Here is a 16,179-nt window from a genome sequence, read left to right as displayed (position 1 = left end):
CTGAATGGGCATCTTGTTGGACCCGGTGCGGTCGTTGCCGCACCTGTTCAGGGCATAAAGGGCAGCTTGACACGCTGCCTCTGATTGAACCGCACGAAAGCGACGTGTCCGGTTCCGAATGCGACCACCCCTTGAGTCTAGAAGAGCCCGGGCAAGCGGATGGAGCGAGCTGCGCACTATCGGATAAAACGCGGGGCCGGGGCATGACATCGGTCAGCTTGAACGCCAATAGCCGGGGAGGTTGGCAGGAGGAGGGTGGGCACCCTGGCGAGGGAGCTTGCTCCCGCTCGGGCGCGCAGCGGCCGTAAAGCCTGTGCCTGCGACTCGTCGATGGGAGCCGGGACTCAGGCATTGGGCTGGCTTCGCCAGCCAGCGGGAGCAAGCTCCCTCGCCACACAGCGGTGGCTAGGGGCGGGCGCGGCGCTGGGCGGCGTACTGCAAGGCCAGGCGGCCCATGAGCACCAGCAGGGTCAGGCCGATCAGCAGCACCGAGATCGCCGCCACGCTGGGGTCGACGTTGTCCCGCAGGCCGCTCCAGATCCGCCGGGGCAAGGTGTTGACGTCGACGCTGGTGATGAACAGGGTCACCGCCACCTCCTCCCAGGACAGGGCAAAGCTCAGCAGCGCGGTGGAGAAGATCCCCAGCTTGAGGTTCGGCAGCATCACCAGGAAGGTGGTCTGCATCAGGCTTGCCCCGAGGTTGCGCGAGGCCAGCTCGATGCGCCGGTCCACCTGGCTCAGGGCCACCAGCATGGTCACCACGCCGTAGGGCACCACCATCACCACGTGGGCGATCACCACCCCGGGCAGGGTGTCGTAGCCCCAGCCCGGGGCGATGCGCCCCAGGTTGGTTTCCATGAAGTACAGCACCAGCGCCGAGATCACCGGCGGAATGGCCATGGGCAGCAGCACCAGGCCGATCAGCAAGGTCGCCAGGCGCGAGCGCAGGTACCAGATGCCGAGGCTGAAGCTCACCGCCAGCAAGGTGGCGATCAGGCTGGTGGCGCTGGCAATCGCCAGGCTCTGGCCGATGCTCGACAGCCAGTCGGGGTTGCTCAGCAGCGCCTCGTAGTGGCGCAGCGACCAGTTGCCGTCCGGCATCGACAGGTAGCGCTTGGCGGTGAACGACACCGGGATCACCGTCAGCAGCGGGAACAGCATGAAGGCCATGGCGACCACGGCGACCAGTCGGGTACTCAATGCAGTGCGATGTGTATTCATAGTGACCTCAACCCACCAGTCGATTGACACGGGTGACGCGCAGCAGCAGCCAGATCAGCGCGCTGACCAGGGTCAGCAGCACCAGGCTCAGGGCCGCGCCCAGGCCCCAGTTGCTGGTCTGGAACATCTGCAGGAACACGTACTCGGCGATCATCACCGTCTGCCCGCCGCCCAGCAGCACCGGGGTGATGAAAAAGCCCAGGCAGAACACGAAGACCATGATGAAGGCCCCCAAGAGCCCCGGCAGGGTCTGGGGCAGCAGCACTTGCCAGAAGGTCCGCAGCGCGCCGGCGCCCAGGCCGCGGGAGGCCAGCAGCACCCGTTGATCCAGCTGGCGCATGCTCGACAGCAGCGGGAACAGCGCATACGGAATCATGAAGTGCAGCATGCCGATCACCACCCCCAGCTCGTTGCGGGTCAGCTGCAACGGGTGGTCGATCCAGCCCAGGGACAGCAGGCTGTCATTGACCACGCCGTTGCTGCGCAGGGCGATCAGCCAACCGAAGGCCCGCACCAGCACCGAGATCCAGAACGGGATGAACACGCAGATCTCCACCATGCGCTGCCAGAACGGCGGGCTGAACACCCAGCAGTAGGCCAGCAGGTAGCCGATCACCAGGGCCAGGAGGCTCACGGTCAGGCACAGGCGCAGGGTGCGCAGGAGCATGTCGTGGATCGCCGGGTCCGTGGCGATGCGCTGGTACTGCTCGATCCCGGGCTCGGGCAGGGTAAAGCTCCAGCTCACCACGCCGAAGAACGGCAACAGGTAGAACACCACCAGCAGCAACGGCAGGGGAAACAGCAGCAGGCTGCGTTCCAGGCGCGCGGTTCGGGTTGCACTCATGGTCGACGGCTCACTTGGACAGGTGGGTCAGGTACTGCTCCAGGGTGCTGGAGTAGTGGTCGGCGTACCACTGGGTATTGAGGAAGATCTGCTTCTTCATGTTGGCTTCGGAGGCGCAGTTGATCTCTCGCTGTTCGGCGCTCATCAGTTGCTGGGTGGCGGCGTTGGACGGGCCGTTGCCCAGGGCTTCGAACAGCTTCAACTGGCCGGCCGGCTGCAAGGCGTGCTGGATGAACTGCATGGCCGGTGCGGCGCCTGCCGGGTTGTCCTTGAGCACGCCCCAACTGCTGGCGTTGAGGAAGGCATGGTCGAAGCCCCACTGGATGCGGCCGCCGCTGTCCTCGTGGAGCAGGGTGGCGCGGGTGTGCCAGATGGCGCCCATGGAGGCTTCGCCTTCGATCATCAGTTGCTGGCTTTCCGCGCCCGAGCCCCAGAACGACAGGACGTGGGGCTTGAGTTCATCGATCTTGCGCAAGGCCCGGGGCACGTCCAGCGGGTACAGCTGGTCGGCGGCCACGCCATCGGCCAGCAGCGCGGCTTCGAGCATGCCGTTCATCCATTTGTAGAGGGTGCGCTTGCCGGGGAATTGCTCCACGTTCCAGAAATCCGCCCAGTTCTTGGGGCCGTTGTTGCCGTATTTCTGGCTGTCCCAGGCGATCACGTAGCTGAACAGGTAGCCGGCGATGCCGTGCTCGTGGGACAGCTCCGGGGCCACCAGGTCCCGTTGCACCACGCTGTAGTCCAGGGGTTGCAGGACCTTGTCGCGGCCCAGGGTCATGGCGCTGTAGCTGTCCACATCCACCACGTCCCAGCTCGGCCGGCCGCTGGCCAACTGTGAGCGGATCGCCCCTTCGGTGGGGCCGGCGCCGTCGATGCGCACCGGTATGCCAGTGCTCTTGGTGAAGCTGTCGGTCCAGGCGCTGCGGAAGGCGTTGAGCGCATCGCCGCCCCAGTTGACCACCACCAGCGGCTTGTCCGCCGCCCAGCTGATGCCGCTGCGCAATGCCAGGGGCACCGCCGCCAGCAGGCCCATGGCCTGGAGGAAGGTGCGGCGGCTGACCTGCCCGCCACGGGCTTTTTCGATGAGGATTTCGATGCAGTCGCGTTGGTGGTGCTGGCTCATGGGGCAAGTCCTCGCGAGGCCGATGCGCCAGGCGCCGGCCGATAGTGTGATTGGCTTTCTACGCAAACGCTCGACAGCGAGCGTGGTCGGCTCAGGCTTCCAGCAGGAAGCTGTGGCGTACCGGCCAGCTCAGCCACACCGGGGTGCCGCTGGGCAAGCGGGCACCGGGATGATCGCCGGGCACCGAGAGGTTGACCGGTGCCAGTTCCGGGCTGATGTTCAGCGCCAGATGAGTGCTGGACCCCTGGTAGACCCGCTCGCCAAGGCAGGCGGGCAGCACGTTGTGTTCGCCGGCTTGTGGGCGCTCGGTGTGCAGGGTCATATGTTCCGGGCGCACCGCCAGCAACTGCGGCTGGTTGCTGATGTCCCCGGTCGTGGTGGCGTGCAGCGGGCTGTCGCCAAAGCGGCCGCTGGCCTGGCTGCCATTGCGGGAAAGACCCTGTAGCGGGAACAGGTTCATCTTGCCGAGGAACTCGGCGACGAAGCGGTTTTTCGGTCGGTCGTAGATGGTTTCCGGGGTATCGATCTGCGCCAGCCGTCCCTGGTTGAAGATGGCGATGCGGGTCGACAGGGCCAGGGCTTCGCCCTGGTCGTGGGTGACGAAGACGAAGCTGGTGCCGACCTGGCGGTGGATGCGTTGCAGCTCGGTCTGCAGTTGCTCGCGCAGGTTCTTGTCCAGGGCCGACAGCGGCTCGTCCAGCAGCAACATGTCCGGCTCGAACACCAGGGCCCGGGCGATGGCCACCCGTTGCTGCTGGCCGCCGGACAGCTCGGAGGGTTTCTTGTGCAGGTGAGCCCCCAGGCCCACCACGTCGAGGATGTGCTTGACCCGGCGCTGGCGCTCCTCGGCCTTCACTCCACGAATGCGCAAGGGATAGGCGACGTTGTCGGCCACGCTCATGTGCGGGAACAGGGCGTAGCCCTGGAACACCATGCCGTAGTTGCGTTTTTCCGCCGGGCGCCGGCTGATGTCGACGCCACGTTCCAGCAGCTTGCCGGCGCTGGGGCTGAGGAAGCCCGCGAGGATCATCAACAGGGTGGTCTTGCCTGAGCCGGAGGGGCCCAGCAGGGTGAGGAATTCGCCTTGGCGAACGTCCAGATCGATGCCGTCCAGGGCGGTGAAGTTGCCGTAATACTGGCTGATTCCTTGGGCGCTGAGTTGAGTCGAGGGGCTGCTGGACACTACAGAGATCTCCCGGAAACCCACCTGCACGATTGAATTTTTATTGTGAGTGCAGCAGGTGGTGGATTCATTATTGTGAAAAGCAACGCCACATCAATGGAATAATTTTTGCCTCATTGGTGAGTGAAATTTCCCATTCGACCCGGCTTTCAGGGCTCGATCAGCGGGCTGTCACTGATGCTTTGGGCACTGGCCTGCAGCTGGTTTTTCAGCCAGTCACTGAAGGCCTGGACCGCTGGCCGCTCGGCCTTGGCCGGATCGATCACCAGGAAATAACCGCGCAGGGCGCTGATGCTGATATCGAACGGGCGCACCAGCAGCCCCCGGGCCAGGGCATCGCCGCTGAGCAGGTTGTCGCCGATGGCCACGCCCTGGGCGGCGATGCAGGCGGACTGCGCGCAATGGGCGTCGGAGAAGGTAATGCCACGATCGGGATTGACCTGGCTGGCCCCGGCGGCCGCCAGCCAGACCCGCCAGTCGCTGGTGTCGCTCATGTGGATCAACGGAAAGTCCTTGAGGTCCAGCGGGCTCTTCAGGCCGCCGATGGCGTTGATCAGGCGCGGGCTGCACACCGGCGAGAAGCGCAGGGTGACGATCTGCTCCACCAGCAGCCCCGGCCAGTCGCCGATGCCATAGGCAATGAACAGATCGGCCTCGGCGTCGCTGGTGTCGTCCTGGGCCCGAGGGCTGACCACCTGCAGCTGCACCTGGGGGTATTGGCGCAGGAAGCCGTTGATGTGGTTGCACAGCCAGAAACTGGCAAAGCCCGGATTGCAGCTGATGCGCAATTTGCCCGACACCGCCTGGCCGTCGAAACGCCGCCCGGCGTCCTGGATGTCCGCCAGGATGCGCCGTACTTCCCGGGCGTAGCACTCGCCCTGGTAGGTCAGGCCGATGCCGCGCCCGACCCGTTCGGTGAGGGCAAAACCCAGGCTCTGTTCCAGGCTGATGATCTGGTGGCTGATGGCGCTGCGGGTCAGGCTCAGTTGCTGGGCGGCGGCGGTCACGCTGCCTAGCCGGGCGACCGCGTCGAGGGCGCGCAGGGCGGTGATCGAGGGATAACGCATACAACCTCCGAGTCGGGGGAACCTGTGTACGACGGCCCCAGGCAAGGCGCCGAGGCGCGGCTGGCCGCGTCGCAGTATGGGCCGCGGTGGCGTCGAACTGGTCAATTTTCTTTGACATTGCTGGCGAAAAAATTCGATTGATGTCGCAGCCGCTTCACCAATACTGGACCTCGATCCGGGCCGCAATCGACCGGACCATCCCTATAACAACAAGAGGTCCTGCAGGTCTTGCGCGGGCGCCGAGGCGTCCGGGCAGCGGCCGGCCGGAACCTGGATAACCAGGAGTGCCGCGCATGTCCCGCTACAAAGCATTCGCCCTCGATTGGGTTGAGCGCCACCGCCAGCAACTGTCGGACTGGCACCAGATCATCTGGCATTACGCCGAGCCGGCGTTCCGCGAGTACAAGTCCTGTGCCTGGTATGTCGAACTGCTGGAGGCCGAGGGCTTCACCGTCGAGCGCGGCAGCGGCGGCATGCCCACGGCCTTCTGCGCCACCTTCACCCAGGGCCAGGGGCCGCTGCTGGCCACCTACGGCGAGTACGATGCGGTGCCCGGCAACTGTCAGGCGGCCACCACCCGCAAGCAGCCGCGCGAGGGCCTGTCGCGCTTCGCCCCGGGGCACACCGACCCGCATTCGGCCCTGGGCATCAGCGCCCTCGGCGGGGCCCTGGCGGCCAAGGCGACCATGGTGGAATTCGGCCTGCAGGGCAGCATCAGGTTCTTCGGCGAGCCGGCGGAAAAACTCCGCGCCTCCAAACCGGTCCACGCCGCCAAGGGCTACTACGATGACCTCGACGCGGCCATCAGCTTCCACCCGACCTACATGCTGCCGCTGAACAACACCACCACCTGGGACACCCACTGCGGCATCGCCTACGCCTACATCTACAGCTTCACTTGCGAGGATCCGCAGAACTGGATCGCCGCTGATCGCTACAGCCCGATCCCGCAGAACCACCTGGCGGCCCGGGCCCCGGGGGCCAATGACGCCCTGGTGCATTTCTACACCCTCAACGAAAGCCTGCGCCGCTCGACCCTGCCGTTCACCGGCCTGTGGAGCTACAACGAGGCGATCCTCACCGCCGGCCAGGCCACCGCCGACAACCTGCCGCCGCACCTGTCGCAGATCCAGTACCTGCTGCGTTGCGACTCCATCGAACAGGCCGAAACCATCTCCCAGGTGATGGACAACAACGCCGCCGCGGCGGCCATGGCCACCGGCTGCCGCTGGAAAAAGACCTGGGTCTGCAAGTCCCGGGGCGGCTTGCCCAACCACGTCATGGCCCAGGCCACCTACGACAACCTGGCGGCGGTGGGGGCCCCGCAGTGGGATGAAGAAGCGCGGGAGATTGCCCGCGAGATCCAGCGCAACCTCGGCCTGGAAGCCATGGACAAGCCCTTCCTGCCGGCCACCGAAGAACTGATCGAGCCCCAGGAATGCGAGCGCCAGATGCGCCTGCAAATGCCCGCCTGGCAGCAGTACCTGACCTCCGACGACTACCCGGAATACACCTGGCACTGCCCGACCGTGCGCCTGCTGGTGGCCCGGCCGATGCTCAGCGCGCCGCCGGGCACGGTCTACCCGGACTGGGTGTCCAACGCCCTGGGCGGCATTCGCCAGACCATCGACCCGATGATCGAGGTGGCGGCCAAGACCATCGCCGCGACCCTGGTCGACCTGCTGACCGACGAAGCCCTGCTCAGCGCGGCCAAGGCCGAGTTCGTCGAACGTACCGGCGGCGGCATCGGCGGCAGCCGCTGGCAGGCGCCGTTGCTGCCCGAGGACTTCAAGGTGCCCCATGATTTCCGCTGGCCGGAGTACATCAGCACCGCCCGGGGCGAAGAGTGGTGGATCCCGGCGCGGGCCGATGAGTAAGGGGCACTATCAGGCCCTTGCCTGAGGTCGCTCCCTGGCACCTGGGCGCAGGGCGTTATGCCCGTTCGCTCAGGTGTTTATGCACAACGGATGGGTCGCCAGGGCCGGGAACTGTCGGATTTGTGGAGCCGTTCTCATCTTTATGCAACTGGCTGTTTTTTCGGGCTTTTATTTTGTGAACAAAAAATGACCAGCTGATGATGGGGGCTAAGCACCCTGCAATCCCTGGCTTTGCCGGAATTCCATCAACAGACTTATCCACAGGTCGCGGCAGCCTGTCGCACGGCTCCACAGCCTGCTCTTCGAGCCCGCGGCCCAGGGTTGCCGAAGGCTCAGCCGAGCAGGCGCTGGTCATGCCGCAGGGGGTGGCCAGGCGGCGACCTACTCGGCCTTTGTGGCCGGGATGGACAGTTCATGACGAAACAGGTTGTTGGGGTCGATGGCGGCTTTCAGTTTGGACAGTCTGTTGATGAGTTCGCTGTTCCAGCCGTAGTACAAGTTCAGCCAGTCGGGGTCCACCGCGCCGGTGGCGGTGTATTTCATGTCGACATCGGGGTAGTTGATGTAGCAGCCATCGTAGGCGGGGCGCTTGGGCTTGCCGCCGTGCGCGGCGGTGAAGATGTTGCGGATCCAGGCGATTTGCACCGCGTCGTCGGCAGCGTGGGCCCAGTACGTCTGGTATTGGGCTTTGAGCAGGGAGCTTCTTTGCGGAACCGCGGTGGTGCCCATGCCCTTTTTATTGATCGCCCCGCCGTAGGAGTCGATCTGTACCAGCGACTGGCTGAAGCGTTTGTCTGGCGTGGCTTCGGTCAAGTGCGTCAGCAAGGCGTTGCAGGCCTGTTCGGAGAACTGTTCGACCTGATAGTCAGACTTGTATTTGCCCCGCTGATTGTTGCCCGAGCCGTTGATCATTTGCGTGACGTACAGCCAGTCCATCGCCGTGTGCTCAGGCACCGCGCCTCTGAACTTCCTGCCGGCGAGCGGGTGCCTGAGCGGGGCAATGTTGGGCGCGATGAAGCCGTCATGCAGGGTCGGCGTGATGCCCGCCGCGGCGTTCATCTTGCTGATGAAGTCGTTGAGCGGGATATCGTTGGCGCCGCCGACCCGGCCATTGGGGCCGGTGTACTGGATCGCCAGCACCACATGGTCGGAGGTGTCCACGTGGTTGAGTTTCAGCAGGGTGAACAAGCCACCGTTGCCAACGCCTTCCACCGGGCTGGTCGCGTTGGCGTCGTTATCCGAGAACCATTGCCAATAGGCCCGCAGGAAGTTCGAGAAGTTGGGAATCAGCTCCTTCCACGGGTAGGCCAGGGGAATCCAGTAGGCTTGTCGCGGGGCTTGGGGCAGTTGCTCGAAGTAGTAGCCGATGATGATGCCGAAGTTGCCACCGCCGGCGCCGCAACAGGCGGTGAACAATGCCTTGTCGTTGTTCGACGGGCTGTCCGCGCGAACATGCCGGAACTCCAGTTGCCGCGAGTTTTCCACAGGCACAAGAAGGTCGACGCCGGTGACCCAGTCCACGGTCAAGCCCTGAAGGCGCGATAACAAACCGTAACCGCCGCCGCTGATGTGCCCGCCCAAACCGACCGAATAACATGAGCCGCCAGGAAGGGTGCGCCCGGCCTGCTTGTACAGCGACAGGTAGCCGTCCCAGTTCTGATTGCCGGTCAATGCCATGAAACGATACGTCTTGTTCTGGCGATCCCAGGGCGAAGTGATGGTTTGGCTCTCGTCGTACTTCAGGCCTTTCATTTCACCGAGGTCGATAATCGCCAGGTTTTGTGTCTCGCCGCTCAACTTGTTGGAAACAAAGCCCTCGTAGCAGTGGCCGCCACTGCGCACCGTGATGCGATAGCCATCATGCAGTGCTGTATTGGCTGCCGTCAGAACTTCATCAGGTGTCGTACACACATAAATTCGGTTCGCGCCCTGTTCGATACTGGGTGGCCAACGCAAGTTGAAACCCTTTTGCAGGGTTTCGTAGGTGGGTGCCTGAGGGTCGATGATGTTCATGGTTGACTCCCTGTCAGTGATGGTGAGCTTGGCGACTTCCTGTCGAAACATGACCGCTTGAGTTGCGCCAGAGCTGTGGCTTGAGTGCGGCATATGCCCTGCACGTCTTAGAGACTAGTAGGCGTCATGAGCTTGGTTTTTTTCTTTTGTGAAGTTGCGGACATCCCCCGGCCTGATCGGCGGCTTTCAATGGGTTGTGGCTTTCCCATGGGGTGTCCGATGTCCGTTTTACAAGGTCACTGGCCGCAGGGGGCCTGCACGACGAACTTCGGCTAGAGCCGGTGCAGCGGCAGGTTATGGGCGCTCTGCCAGCAGGAGCAGATTGCGCGGGGTCAAGGGAGCCTGGCAGAAGGTTCCGAGGCGCACGGCGTAGCCCTGTTCTTGCAGGAACAGCGCACGGTCCAGCACCAGCCACAATTCCAGCGGGCGGCGGAACAGGCCCCGCAGCAGTTCCAGGTTGCGCACCTGGGCCAGGCGCTGCCAGCCGGCGGCTTCGAGGGCGGCCCAATCCTGGCAATCGACTGTGGATAAGTCCTTGAGGGCGGCCAGGTCGCGGCAGTAGTCGGCGAAGGGTTTGTCCAGCCAGTGGCTGGGCAGCGAAGGCGTTGGCAGGTATTGGTCGACCCCGCGCACTTGCCGTTGCAGCAGGTCGAAGGCCAGGCGCCGGGCCATGGAGCGGTCGCGCTGGCGCCGCACCCGGGCGCCGGCGGTGACGGTTTCGCTCATGGGCAGGGCCAGGTCTTCCAGGGACAGTTCCAGGTGCGATGCCTGGGCCGCTGTGGATAAGCCCTGGTAGTGGCTGGCGCGGGTGCGGTTGTAGCAGCAAGGGGCAATCGCCAGCTGTGGACAACCCTGCTGGCTGGCCAGCTGGATCAAGCGCACATGCAGATCGCCGCACGCGTGCAGGGCCACCGGGCTGTGCTCGGCGCAGAGCTGCTGGAGCGTGTCATCGGCCAGCACGTCCTGTTGCACATGGCGCGCGGGCAGGCCGTGCTGCCGGCTCAGTTGCTCGCCACTGTCGATCAGCGCCGGGTCGTATTCCAGGCAGGTCAGTTGTTGCCCGGGTTGCAGCAGGCGCCGGCCGAGGTGGCCCTTGCCGGAGCACCAGTCGAGCCAGTGAGTGGGGGGGCGCTGGAATTGCAGGCAGGCGGCGAAGGCTTCGATCTGCTGCCATTTGCGCCCGGGCACGTCGACCTTGAGGCGCGGGTGAGGCGCGCGCAGTGCCTTTATGGGGAGGTCGCCCAGTGTGCCGAGCGCTCGGGCCTGCTCCGCCAGCTGGGCAAAGGGCGCCGGCGCCTGGAGCTGCTGCGGATGGTTGTGGGCGGCTTCGGCGTCTTCCAGGGAGCGTTGGCGTAGCCACTGGGCCAGTTGGGGATGAGTGGATTCCCACGGCAGTTGCAGATGGTTGAACGGGCGCGGGCGCCAGAGCGCCTGGTGTTCAAGCAGGAAGCCGTCCAGGGCCTGGAAACGATCGAGCAGCGCGGGGCCTTGGAGGATCGAGGGCATGGGCGGTGAGTCCGGGGCAGGCCCGCTCCCGGGCGGGAGCGGGAGTAGGTCAGCGTCCCTGGCAGGCGTCGACCCGCAGCCAGCGTTCCAGTTGGCGGAAGGCCTGGACCAGGATGAACGACATCAGCAGGTAGAACACCCCGGCGGTGAAGAACATGTCCACTGTCAGGTAGTTGCGGGCAATGATGGTGCGCGCCATGCCGGTCAGTTCCAGCAGGGTCACGGTGCTGGCCAGGGAGCTGGCCTTGAGCATCAGGATCACTTCGTTGCTGTAGGCCGGCAGGCCGATGCGCGCCGCCCGCGGCAGGATGATGTAGAACAGCGCCTTGGGCCGGGACATGCCCAGGGCCCGCGCGGCTTCGATCTCACCGGGGGGAATGGCCTGGATCGCACCGCGCAGGATCTCGGCGATGTAGGCCGCGGTGTGCAGGGTCATGGTGGCAGTAGCGCACCAGAACGGGTCGCGCAGGTAGGGCCACATGAAGCTCTCGCGCACCGCATCGAACTGCGCCAGGCCGTAATACACCAGGAACAGCTGCACCAGCAGCGGCGTGCCGCGAAAGAAGAAGATGTAGGCGTAGGGCAGGGCGCGCACGTACCAGAGCTTGGACGAGCGGGCGATGCCCAGCGGGATGGCCAGCAGCAGGCCGAGAATCACGGCGATGCCCACCAGTTCCAGGGTCAGCGTCGCGCCCTGGATGAACTTCGGCAGCCATTTGTAGATGACTTCCCATTCCATTACGTCGTCCTCACAAAGCCGCGGGCGGCGCGTTTTTCCAGGAAGTGCATGCCGATCATGGACAGCACGGTCAGGCCCAGGTACATGACGGCCGCAACCATGTAGAAGGTGAACGGATGCCGGGCGAAGGTCACGGCGTTCTGCGCCTGGCGCATGATTTCTTCAAGGCCGATCACCGACACCAGGGCGGTGTCCTTCATCAGGATCATGAACAGGTTGCCCAGGCCTGGCAGGGCGATGCGCCACATCTGCGGCAGGATCAGGCGGCTGAAGATCCGCCACTTGGAAAGGCCCAGCGCGATGCCGGCTTCGCGGTGGCCCTTGGGGATGGCCAGGATCGCGCCACGAAACACTTCCGTGGCATAGGCACCGAAGCACAGGCCGAGGGCGATCACCCCGGCAACGAACGGGCTGAGGGCCAGGTCGGGGTTGCCGAATTGCTCCCCCAGCGCGTTCATCATGTTCACCGTGCCCAGGTAGATCAGCAGCACCCACAGCAGTTCCGGGACGCCGCGCACGATGGTCGAATAGGTTTCGCCAAGCCAGCGCAGTGGCTTGTACGGGGAAGTCTTGGCCAAGGCGCCGAGCAGGCCGAGCACCAGTCCCAGGCATAACGCCGAGAGGGCCAGCTTGACGGTCATCAGCGCGCCGGCGGCGAGCACCGGGCCGAATCCGAAGAGATCGATATTCATGGGGTCTGGATGGCTTTGCTAAGGACCGGCGCCCAGGGGGCGGGCGCCGGTCAGGCAAGTCAGTATCAATAGATGCTGAACGGGAAGTACTTGTCGTTGATCTTCTTGTAGGTGCCGTCGGCCACGATTTCCTTCAGGGCGGCGTTCAGCTTCTCGCGCAGAGGATCTTTCTTGCGCACGGCAATCCCGATCTTGTCGCTTTCCACCATCGGCTCGCCCTTGAACTCATAAGGCTTGCCGGCGTCGCTCTTGAGCCACTCGTAGTTGACGTACTTGTCGGCCAGGATCGCGTCCAGGCGGCCGGAGGTCAGGTCCAGGTAGGCGTTTTCCTGGGTGTCGTAGAGCTTGATGGTGATGTCGTCGCCCAGGTTGTCTTCCAGCCAGGTGCCGGCCAGGGTCGCCCGCTGTGCGCCGATGATCTTGCCCTTGAGCGAGGCCTTGTCGGTCTTGAAGTCGGTCTTGGCCTTGGGGGCGATGAACTGCAGCTTGTTGGAGTAGTACGGGTCGGTGAAGTCCACCGCCTGCTTGCGCTCGTCGGTGATCGACAGCGAAGAGATCAGGAAGTCGAATTTCTTCGCGTTCAGGGCCGGGATGATGCCGTCCCAGTCGGAAGTGACCACGGTGCATTCGACCTTCATCTTGGCGCACAGGGCGTCGCCGATGTCCTTGTCGAAGCCGACCACCTGGCCGCTGGCATCCTTGTTGTTGAACGGTGGGTAGGCGGCCTCGATCCCCATCTTCAGGGTTTCGGCGGCAGCGCTGGCGCTGAAAGCCAGAGTGACGGCAGCGGCCAGGAGGATTTTCTTATAGCTCTGCATGCGTGTAGCTCCGTTAGCGGTTGCTGGACATGAATTGTTTGCAGCGTGCCGAAAGCGGGTTCTCGAAGACCTGCTGTGGCGATCCCTGCTCCTCGATCAGGCCCTGGTGAAGGAACACCACTTCACTGGAAACCTGGCGGGCAAAGCTCATTTCATGGGTGACCAGCAGCATGGTACGGCCTTCTTCGGCCAGGGCGCGGATCACGTTGAGGACTTCCTGGACCATTTCCGGGTCCAGGGCCGAGGTCGGCTCGTCGAACAGGATGACTTTGGGTTGCATCGCCAGGGTGCGGGCGATGGCGGCGCGTTGCTGCTGGCCGCCGGACAGCTGGGCCGGGTAGGCGTGGCGCTTGTCGGCGATGCCGACCTTGGCCAGCAGCGCCTCGGCCACTTCGATGGCCTCGGCCTTGCTTTGGCCCAGTACCCGGCGCGGCGCCTCGATGATGTTGTCGAGCACGCTCATGTGTGGCCAGAGATTGAAATTCTGGAAGACGAAACCGATTTCGCTGCGCAGGCGGTTGATCTGCTTGCCGTCGGCGGCCACCAGCTCGCCGTTTTTCGCGGCCTTGAGCTTGAGCTCTTCGCCGGCGACCAGGATCTGCCCCTGGTGCGGGTTTTCCAGCAGGTTGATGCAGCGCAGGAAAGTGGACTTGCCGGAGCCGGAGGAACCCAGGATCGATATCACGTCACCGTCGCGTGCGGTCAGCGAAATACCTTTGAGTACCTCCTGAGAGCCGTAGCGTTTGTGCAAGTTGCGGATTTCAAGCGCGGGCGTGGCCTCAGCCATGTGCGGTCCTCATAGAGTTCATTGTGCTCCTGCTGTTGGCGGCCTTCCTGGCGAGGCGCCAAGCTAGCATAGGGTTCCAAGCGCAGCCAACAGCGCTACCGGAGGTAAACAGACGGCGTGTGGCAGGTTGTCGCATCAGCACAGAAGACTGTCGCCCCATCAACAACCGAACGCCCGTTTGAACCCGGAATCCGCCTGGAATCCGGTAGGTGTCGCGTAAAAAAAGGCGCGATGGTGCCAGCTTTGGCCGGGTGTTGGAAGGGTTAACGGGCCAAAGGTCATGGATCTGCCACCTAATTGTGCATCGGGTACTTTCGGGGTGTGTTTCTGGTGCGCAGTTTCGTCCTACAAAGTGAGTCGGCCAGTAACGAAATGGCGAAATGCCATTGAACTCAATGACTTGAGATTTCCGCCGGTCGGTTCGCCAAGCCTTGTTTCCCGGGACTCTGTAACATTTTGGCGCAAATCTTGCGTGCGAAATAAAGAACGCCCCGTTGAATTCTTTTTACGAGAACGAATGCCGACCGGGTGGAGTGACTCTTTTTTCGTTGCAAAGGTGCTTTTCATGAGCGGTACGCAACTCTCCAATGACCTCGAACAGGGGCTCAAACCACGGCATGTGACCATGCTGTCGATTGCCGGCGTGATCGGCGCGGGTCTCTTTGTCGGCTCCGGCCACGCCATCGCCGAAGCCGGCCCGGCGGTTCTCCTGGCCTATGCCGCTGCCGGCACCCTGGTGGTGCTGGTGATGCGCATGCTGGCGGAAATGGCCGTCGCCTCGCCGGATACCGGGTCGTTTTCGACCTATGCCGATCGCGCTATCGGCCACTGGGCCGGCTTCACCATCGGCTGGCTGTACTGGTGGTTCTGGGTGCTGGTGATCCCGCTGGAGGCCAACGCCGCCGCGACCATCCTGCATGCCTGGTTCCCCAACGTGGCGATCTGGGTCTTCACCCTGGTGATCACCCTGCTGCTGACTGCCACCAACCTGTTCAGCGTGAAGAACTACGGCGAGTTCGAGTTCTGGTTCGCCCTGATCAAGGTGGTGGCCATCATCGGTTTCGTGATCCTCGGCCTGGCGGCCATTTGCGGCTTGCTGCCCAATAGCCAGGTCAGCGGTGTCTCGCACCTGGTGGACACCCAGGGCTTCATGCCCAATGGCCTGGGCGCGGTGTTGGCGGCCATGCTGACCACCATGTTCTCCTTCATGGGCACCGAGATCGTCACCATCGCCGCGGCGGAATCCCACAACCCGGGCAAGCAGATCTCCAAGGCCACCAACTCGGTGATCTGGCGCATCGGCCTGTTCTACCTGGTGTCGATCTTCATCGTCGTGGCCCTGGTGCCATGGAACGACCCAAGCCTGGCCCAGGTCGGCTCCTACCAGACCGTGCTTGATCGCATGGGCATTCCCAACGCCAAGCTGATCGTCGACCTGGTGGTGCTGGTGGCGGTGACCAGTTGCCTGAACTCGGCGCTCTACACCGCCTCGCGCATGCTCTTCTCCCTGGGCAAGCGGGGCGACGCTCCGGCTGTGGCCAAGCGCACCAACGCCAGCGGCACGCCTTACTGGGCGGTGATCCTGTCCACCGCTGCAGCCTTCCTTGCGGTGTTCGCCAACTATGTAGCGCCGGCGGCGGTGTTCGAGTTCCTGCTGGCCAGTTCCGGCGCCATCGCCCTGCTGGTGTACCTGGTGATTGCCGTATCGCAACTGCGCATGCGCCAGAAGCGCATGGCCGCCGGCGAGAAGATCGCCTTCCGCATGTGGCTGTTCCCCGGCCTGACCTACGCGGTGATCGTGTTCATCGTGGCGATCCTGGGCATCATGCTGTTCCAGCAAGAGCACCGGGTGGAGATCCTCGCCACCGGCCTGCTGAGTATCATCGTCATCGCTGCGGGGCTGTTGGTGGCTCGTCGGCGCAAGGCCCAGCGCAATGGTGCCCTGGTACTGAACTGACGGTTTGACGCTTTGCCATACAAAAAGGCCGCCGTCAGCATTGACCGCGGCCTTTTTTATCGGATTTGTGAATTGTTACCTGGCGTTTCGTGGACAGCCCGCTGGCGAAATAGTAGCCTGCGCGCTCTTCGATAAGAGCTCTTGCGTGCCTGCGTGAGAGGAGCTATGGAATAGCGCTGTCATGCCAGGGATTGAACGCTTGTCGGGACTCTGAATCCGTCTTCTGCTTCCCTCCCCCTGATCCATCCGCGCCGGCCCATGCTCCTGATTTGTCCGCACTTGCCCATGGCATGGCTGACGGTCCCGGTTCGAAGAATGAGCATTCAGGGCCCAATGGCGATCGCCCGGTCGT

13 protein-coding genes are annotated in these 16,179 nt (G+C 63.9%); 2 read left to right on the top strand and 11 right to left on the bottom strand.

Annotation, left to right across the window (positions count from 1 at the left end; translation table 11 throughout):
- Nucleotides 1–405: 405 nt before the first annotated feature.
- The 5 genes from ACMGG8_RS02035 to ACMGG8_RS02015 all read right to left on the bottom strand — a co-directional run bounded on the left by ACMGG8_RS02035 (nucleotide 406) and on the right by ACMGG8_RS02015 (nucleotide 5,438).
- Complete coding sequence (locus tag ACMGG8_RS02035) at nucleotides 406–1,221, bottom strand: ABC transporter permease (RefSeq protein WP_414159076.1); 816 nt, start codon at nucleotides 1,219–1,221, stop codon at nucleotides 406–408.
- A gap of 7 nt (nucleotides 1,222–1,228) precedes the next feature.
- Nucleotides 1,229–2,065, bottom strand: coding sequence for an ABC transporter permease (locus ACMGG8_RS02030; RefSeq protein ID WP_060842203.1), 837 nt, complete (start codon nucleotides 2,063–2,065; stop codon nucleotides 1,229–1,231).
- A 10-nt stretch (nucleotides 2,066–2,075) separates the two neighbouring features.
- Nucleotides 2,076–3,188, bottom strand: a complete 1,113-nt coding sequence (locus ACMGG8_RS02025) for an extracellular solute-binding protein (RefSeq protein ID WP_414159075.1) — start codon at nucleotides 3,186–3,188, stop codon at nucleotides 2,076–2,078.
- A 91-nt stretch (nucleotides 3,189–3,279) separates the two neighbouring features.
- Nucleotides 3,280–4,371: an ABC transporter ATP-binding protein gene (locus ACMGG8_RS02020; RefSeq protein WP_060842205.1), complete on the bottom strand. Its 1,092-nt coding sequence runs from the start codon at nucleotides 4,369–4,371 to the stop codon at nucleotides 3,280–3,282.
- A 149-nt stretch (nucleotides 4,372–4,520) separates the two neighbouring features.
- A complete protein-coding gene (locus tag ACMGG8_RS02015) occupies nucleotides 4,521–5,438 on the bottom strand; it encodes a LysR substrate-binding domain-containing protein (protein WP_060842206.1) in 918 nt (305 codons plus the stop codon).
- 293 nt (nucleotides 5,439–5,731) lie between these two features.
- On the opposite strand from ACMGG8_RS02015, the gene ACMGG8_RS02010 reads away from it, so the two are divergent.
- Nucleotides 5,732–7,315: a peptidase M20 gene (locus ACMGG8_RS02010; RefSeq protein ID WP_060842207.1), complete on the top strand. Its 1,584-nt coding sequence runs from the start codon at nucleotides 5,732–5,734 to the stop codon at nucleotides 7,313–7,315.
- A gap of 381 nt (nucleotides 7,316–7,696) precedes the next feature.
- Here the strand turns inward: ACMGG8_RS02010 and ACMGG8_RS02005 are convergent, their stop codons facing one another.
- The 6 genes from ACMGG8_RS02005 to ACMGG8_RS01980 all read right to left on the bottom strand — a co-directional run bounded on the left by ACMGG8_RS02005 (nucleotide 7,697) and on the right by ACMGG8_RS01980 (nucleotide 13,870).
- On the bottom strand, nucleotides 7,697–9,328 hold the full coding sequence (locus ACMGG8_RS02005; RefSeq protein WP_060837082.1) for a BBE domain-containing protein: 1,632 nt from the start codon (nucleotides 9,326–9,328) through the stop codon (nucleotides 7,697–7,699).
- A 294-nt stretch (nucleotides 9,329–9,622) separates the two neighbouring features.
- Nucleotides 9,623–10,834, bottom strand: a complete 1,212-nt coding sequence (locus tag ACMGG8_RS02000; RefSeq protein WP_060837083.1) for a methyltransferase — start codon at nucleotides 10,832–10,834, stop codon at nucleotides 9,623–9,625.
- A gap of 49 nt (nucleotides 10,835–10,883) precedes the next feature.
- The gene (locus tag ACMGG8_RS01995; RefSeq protein ID WP_060837084.1) at nucleotides 10,884–11,573 is read right to left on the bottom strand and encodes an ABC transporter permease; all 690 of its coding nucleotides are present in this window, start codon (nucleotides 11,571–11,573) and stop codon (nucleotides 10,884–10,886) included.
- The gene (locus ACMGG8_RS01990) at nucleotides 11,573–12,265 is read right to left on the bottom strand and encodes an ABC transporter permease (protein WP_060837085.1); all 693 of its coding nucleotides are present in this window, start codon (nucleotides 12,263–12,265) and stop codon (nucleotides 11,573–11,575) included. The genes ACMGG8_RS01995 and ACMGG8_RS01990 overlap by 1 nt, the downstream gene beginning before the upstream one ends.
- 65 nt (nucleotides 12,266–12,330) lie before the next feature.
- Complete coding sequence (locus tag ACMGG8_RS01985; RefSeq protein WP_011058718.1) at nucleotides 12,331–13,083, bottom strand: ABC transporter substrate-binding protein; 753 nt, start codon at nucleotides 13,081–13,083, stop codon at nucleotides 12,331–12,333.
- Nucleotides 13,084–13,096: 13 nt separating this feature from the next.
- Nucleotides 13,097–13,870: an ABC transporter ATP-binding protein gene (locus tag ACMGG8_RS01980; RefSeq protein ID WP_016964770.1), complete on the bottom strand. Its 774-nt coding sequence runs from the start codon at nucleotides 13,868–13,870 to the stop codon at nucleotides 13,097–13,099.
- Between the two features lie 565 nt (nucleotides 13,871–14,435).
- Between ACMGG8_RS01980 and gabP the strand changes: the two genes are divergently transcribed.
- Nucleotides 14,436–15,827, top strand: a complete 1,392-nt coding sequence (gene gabP / locus ACMGG8_RS01975; RefSeq protein ID WP_414159074.1) for a GABA permease — start codon at nucleotides 14,436–14,438, stop codon at nucleotides 15,825–15,827.
- Nucleotides 15,828–16,179 lie beyond the last annotated feature (352 nt).

The organism is Pseudomonas sp. BNK-45, assembly GCF_047456255.1.
Classification (GTDB): Bacteria; Pseudomonadota; Gammaproteobacteria; order Pseudomonadales; family Pseudomonadaceae; genus Aquipseudomonas.
Note: the sequence above shows the minus strand (reverse complement) of the source record. Positions and strands in the feature narration are given on the sequence as shown.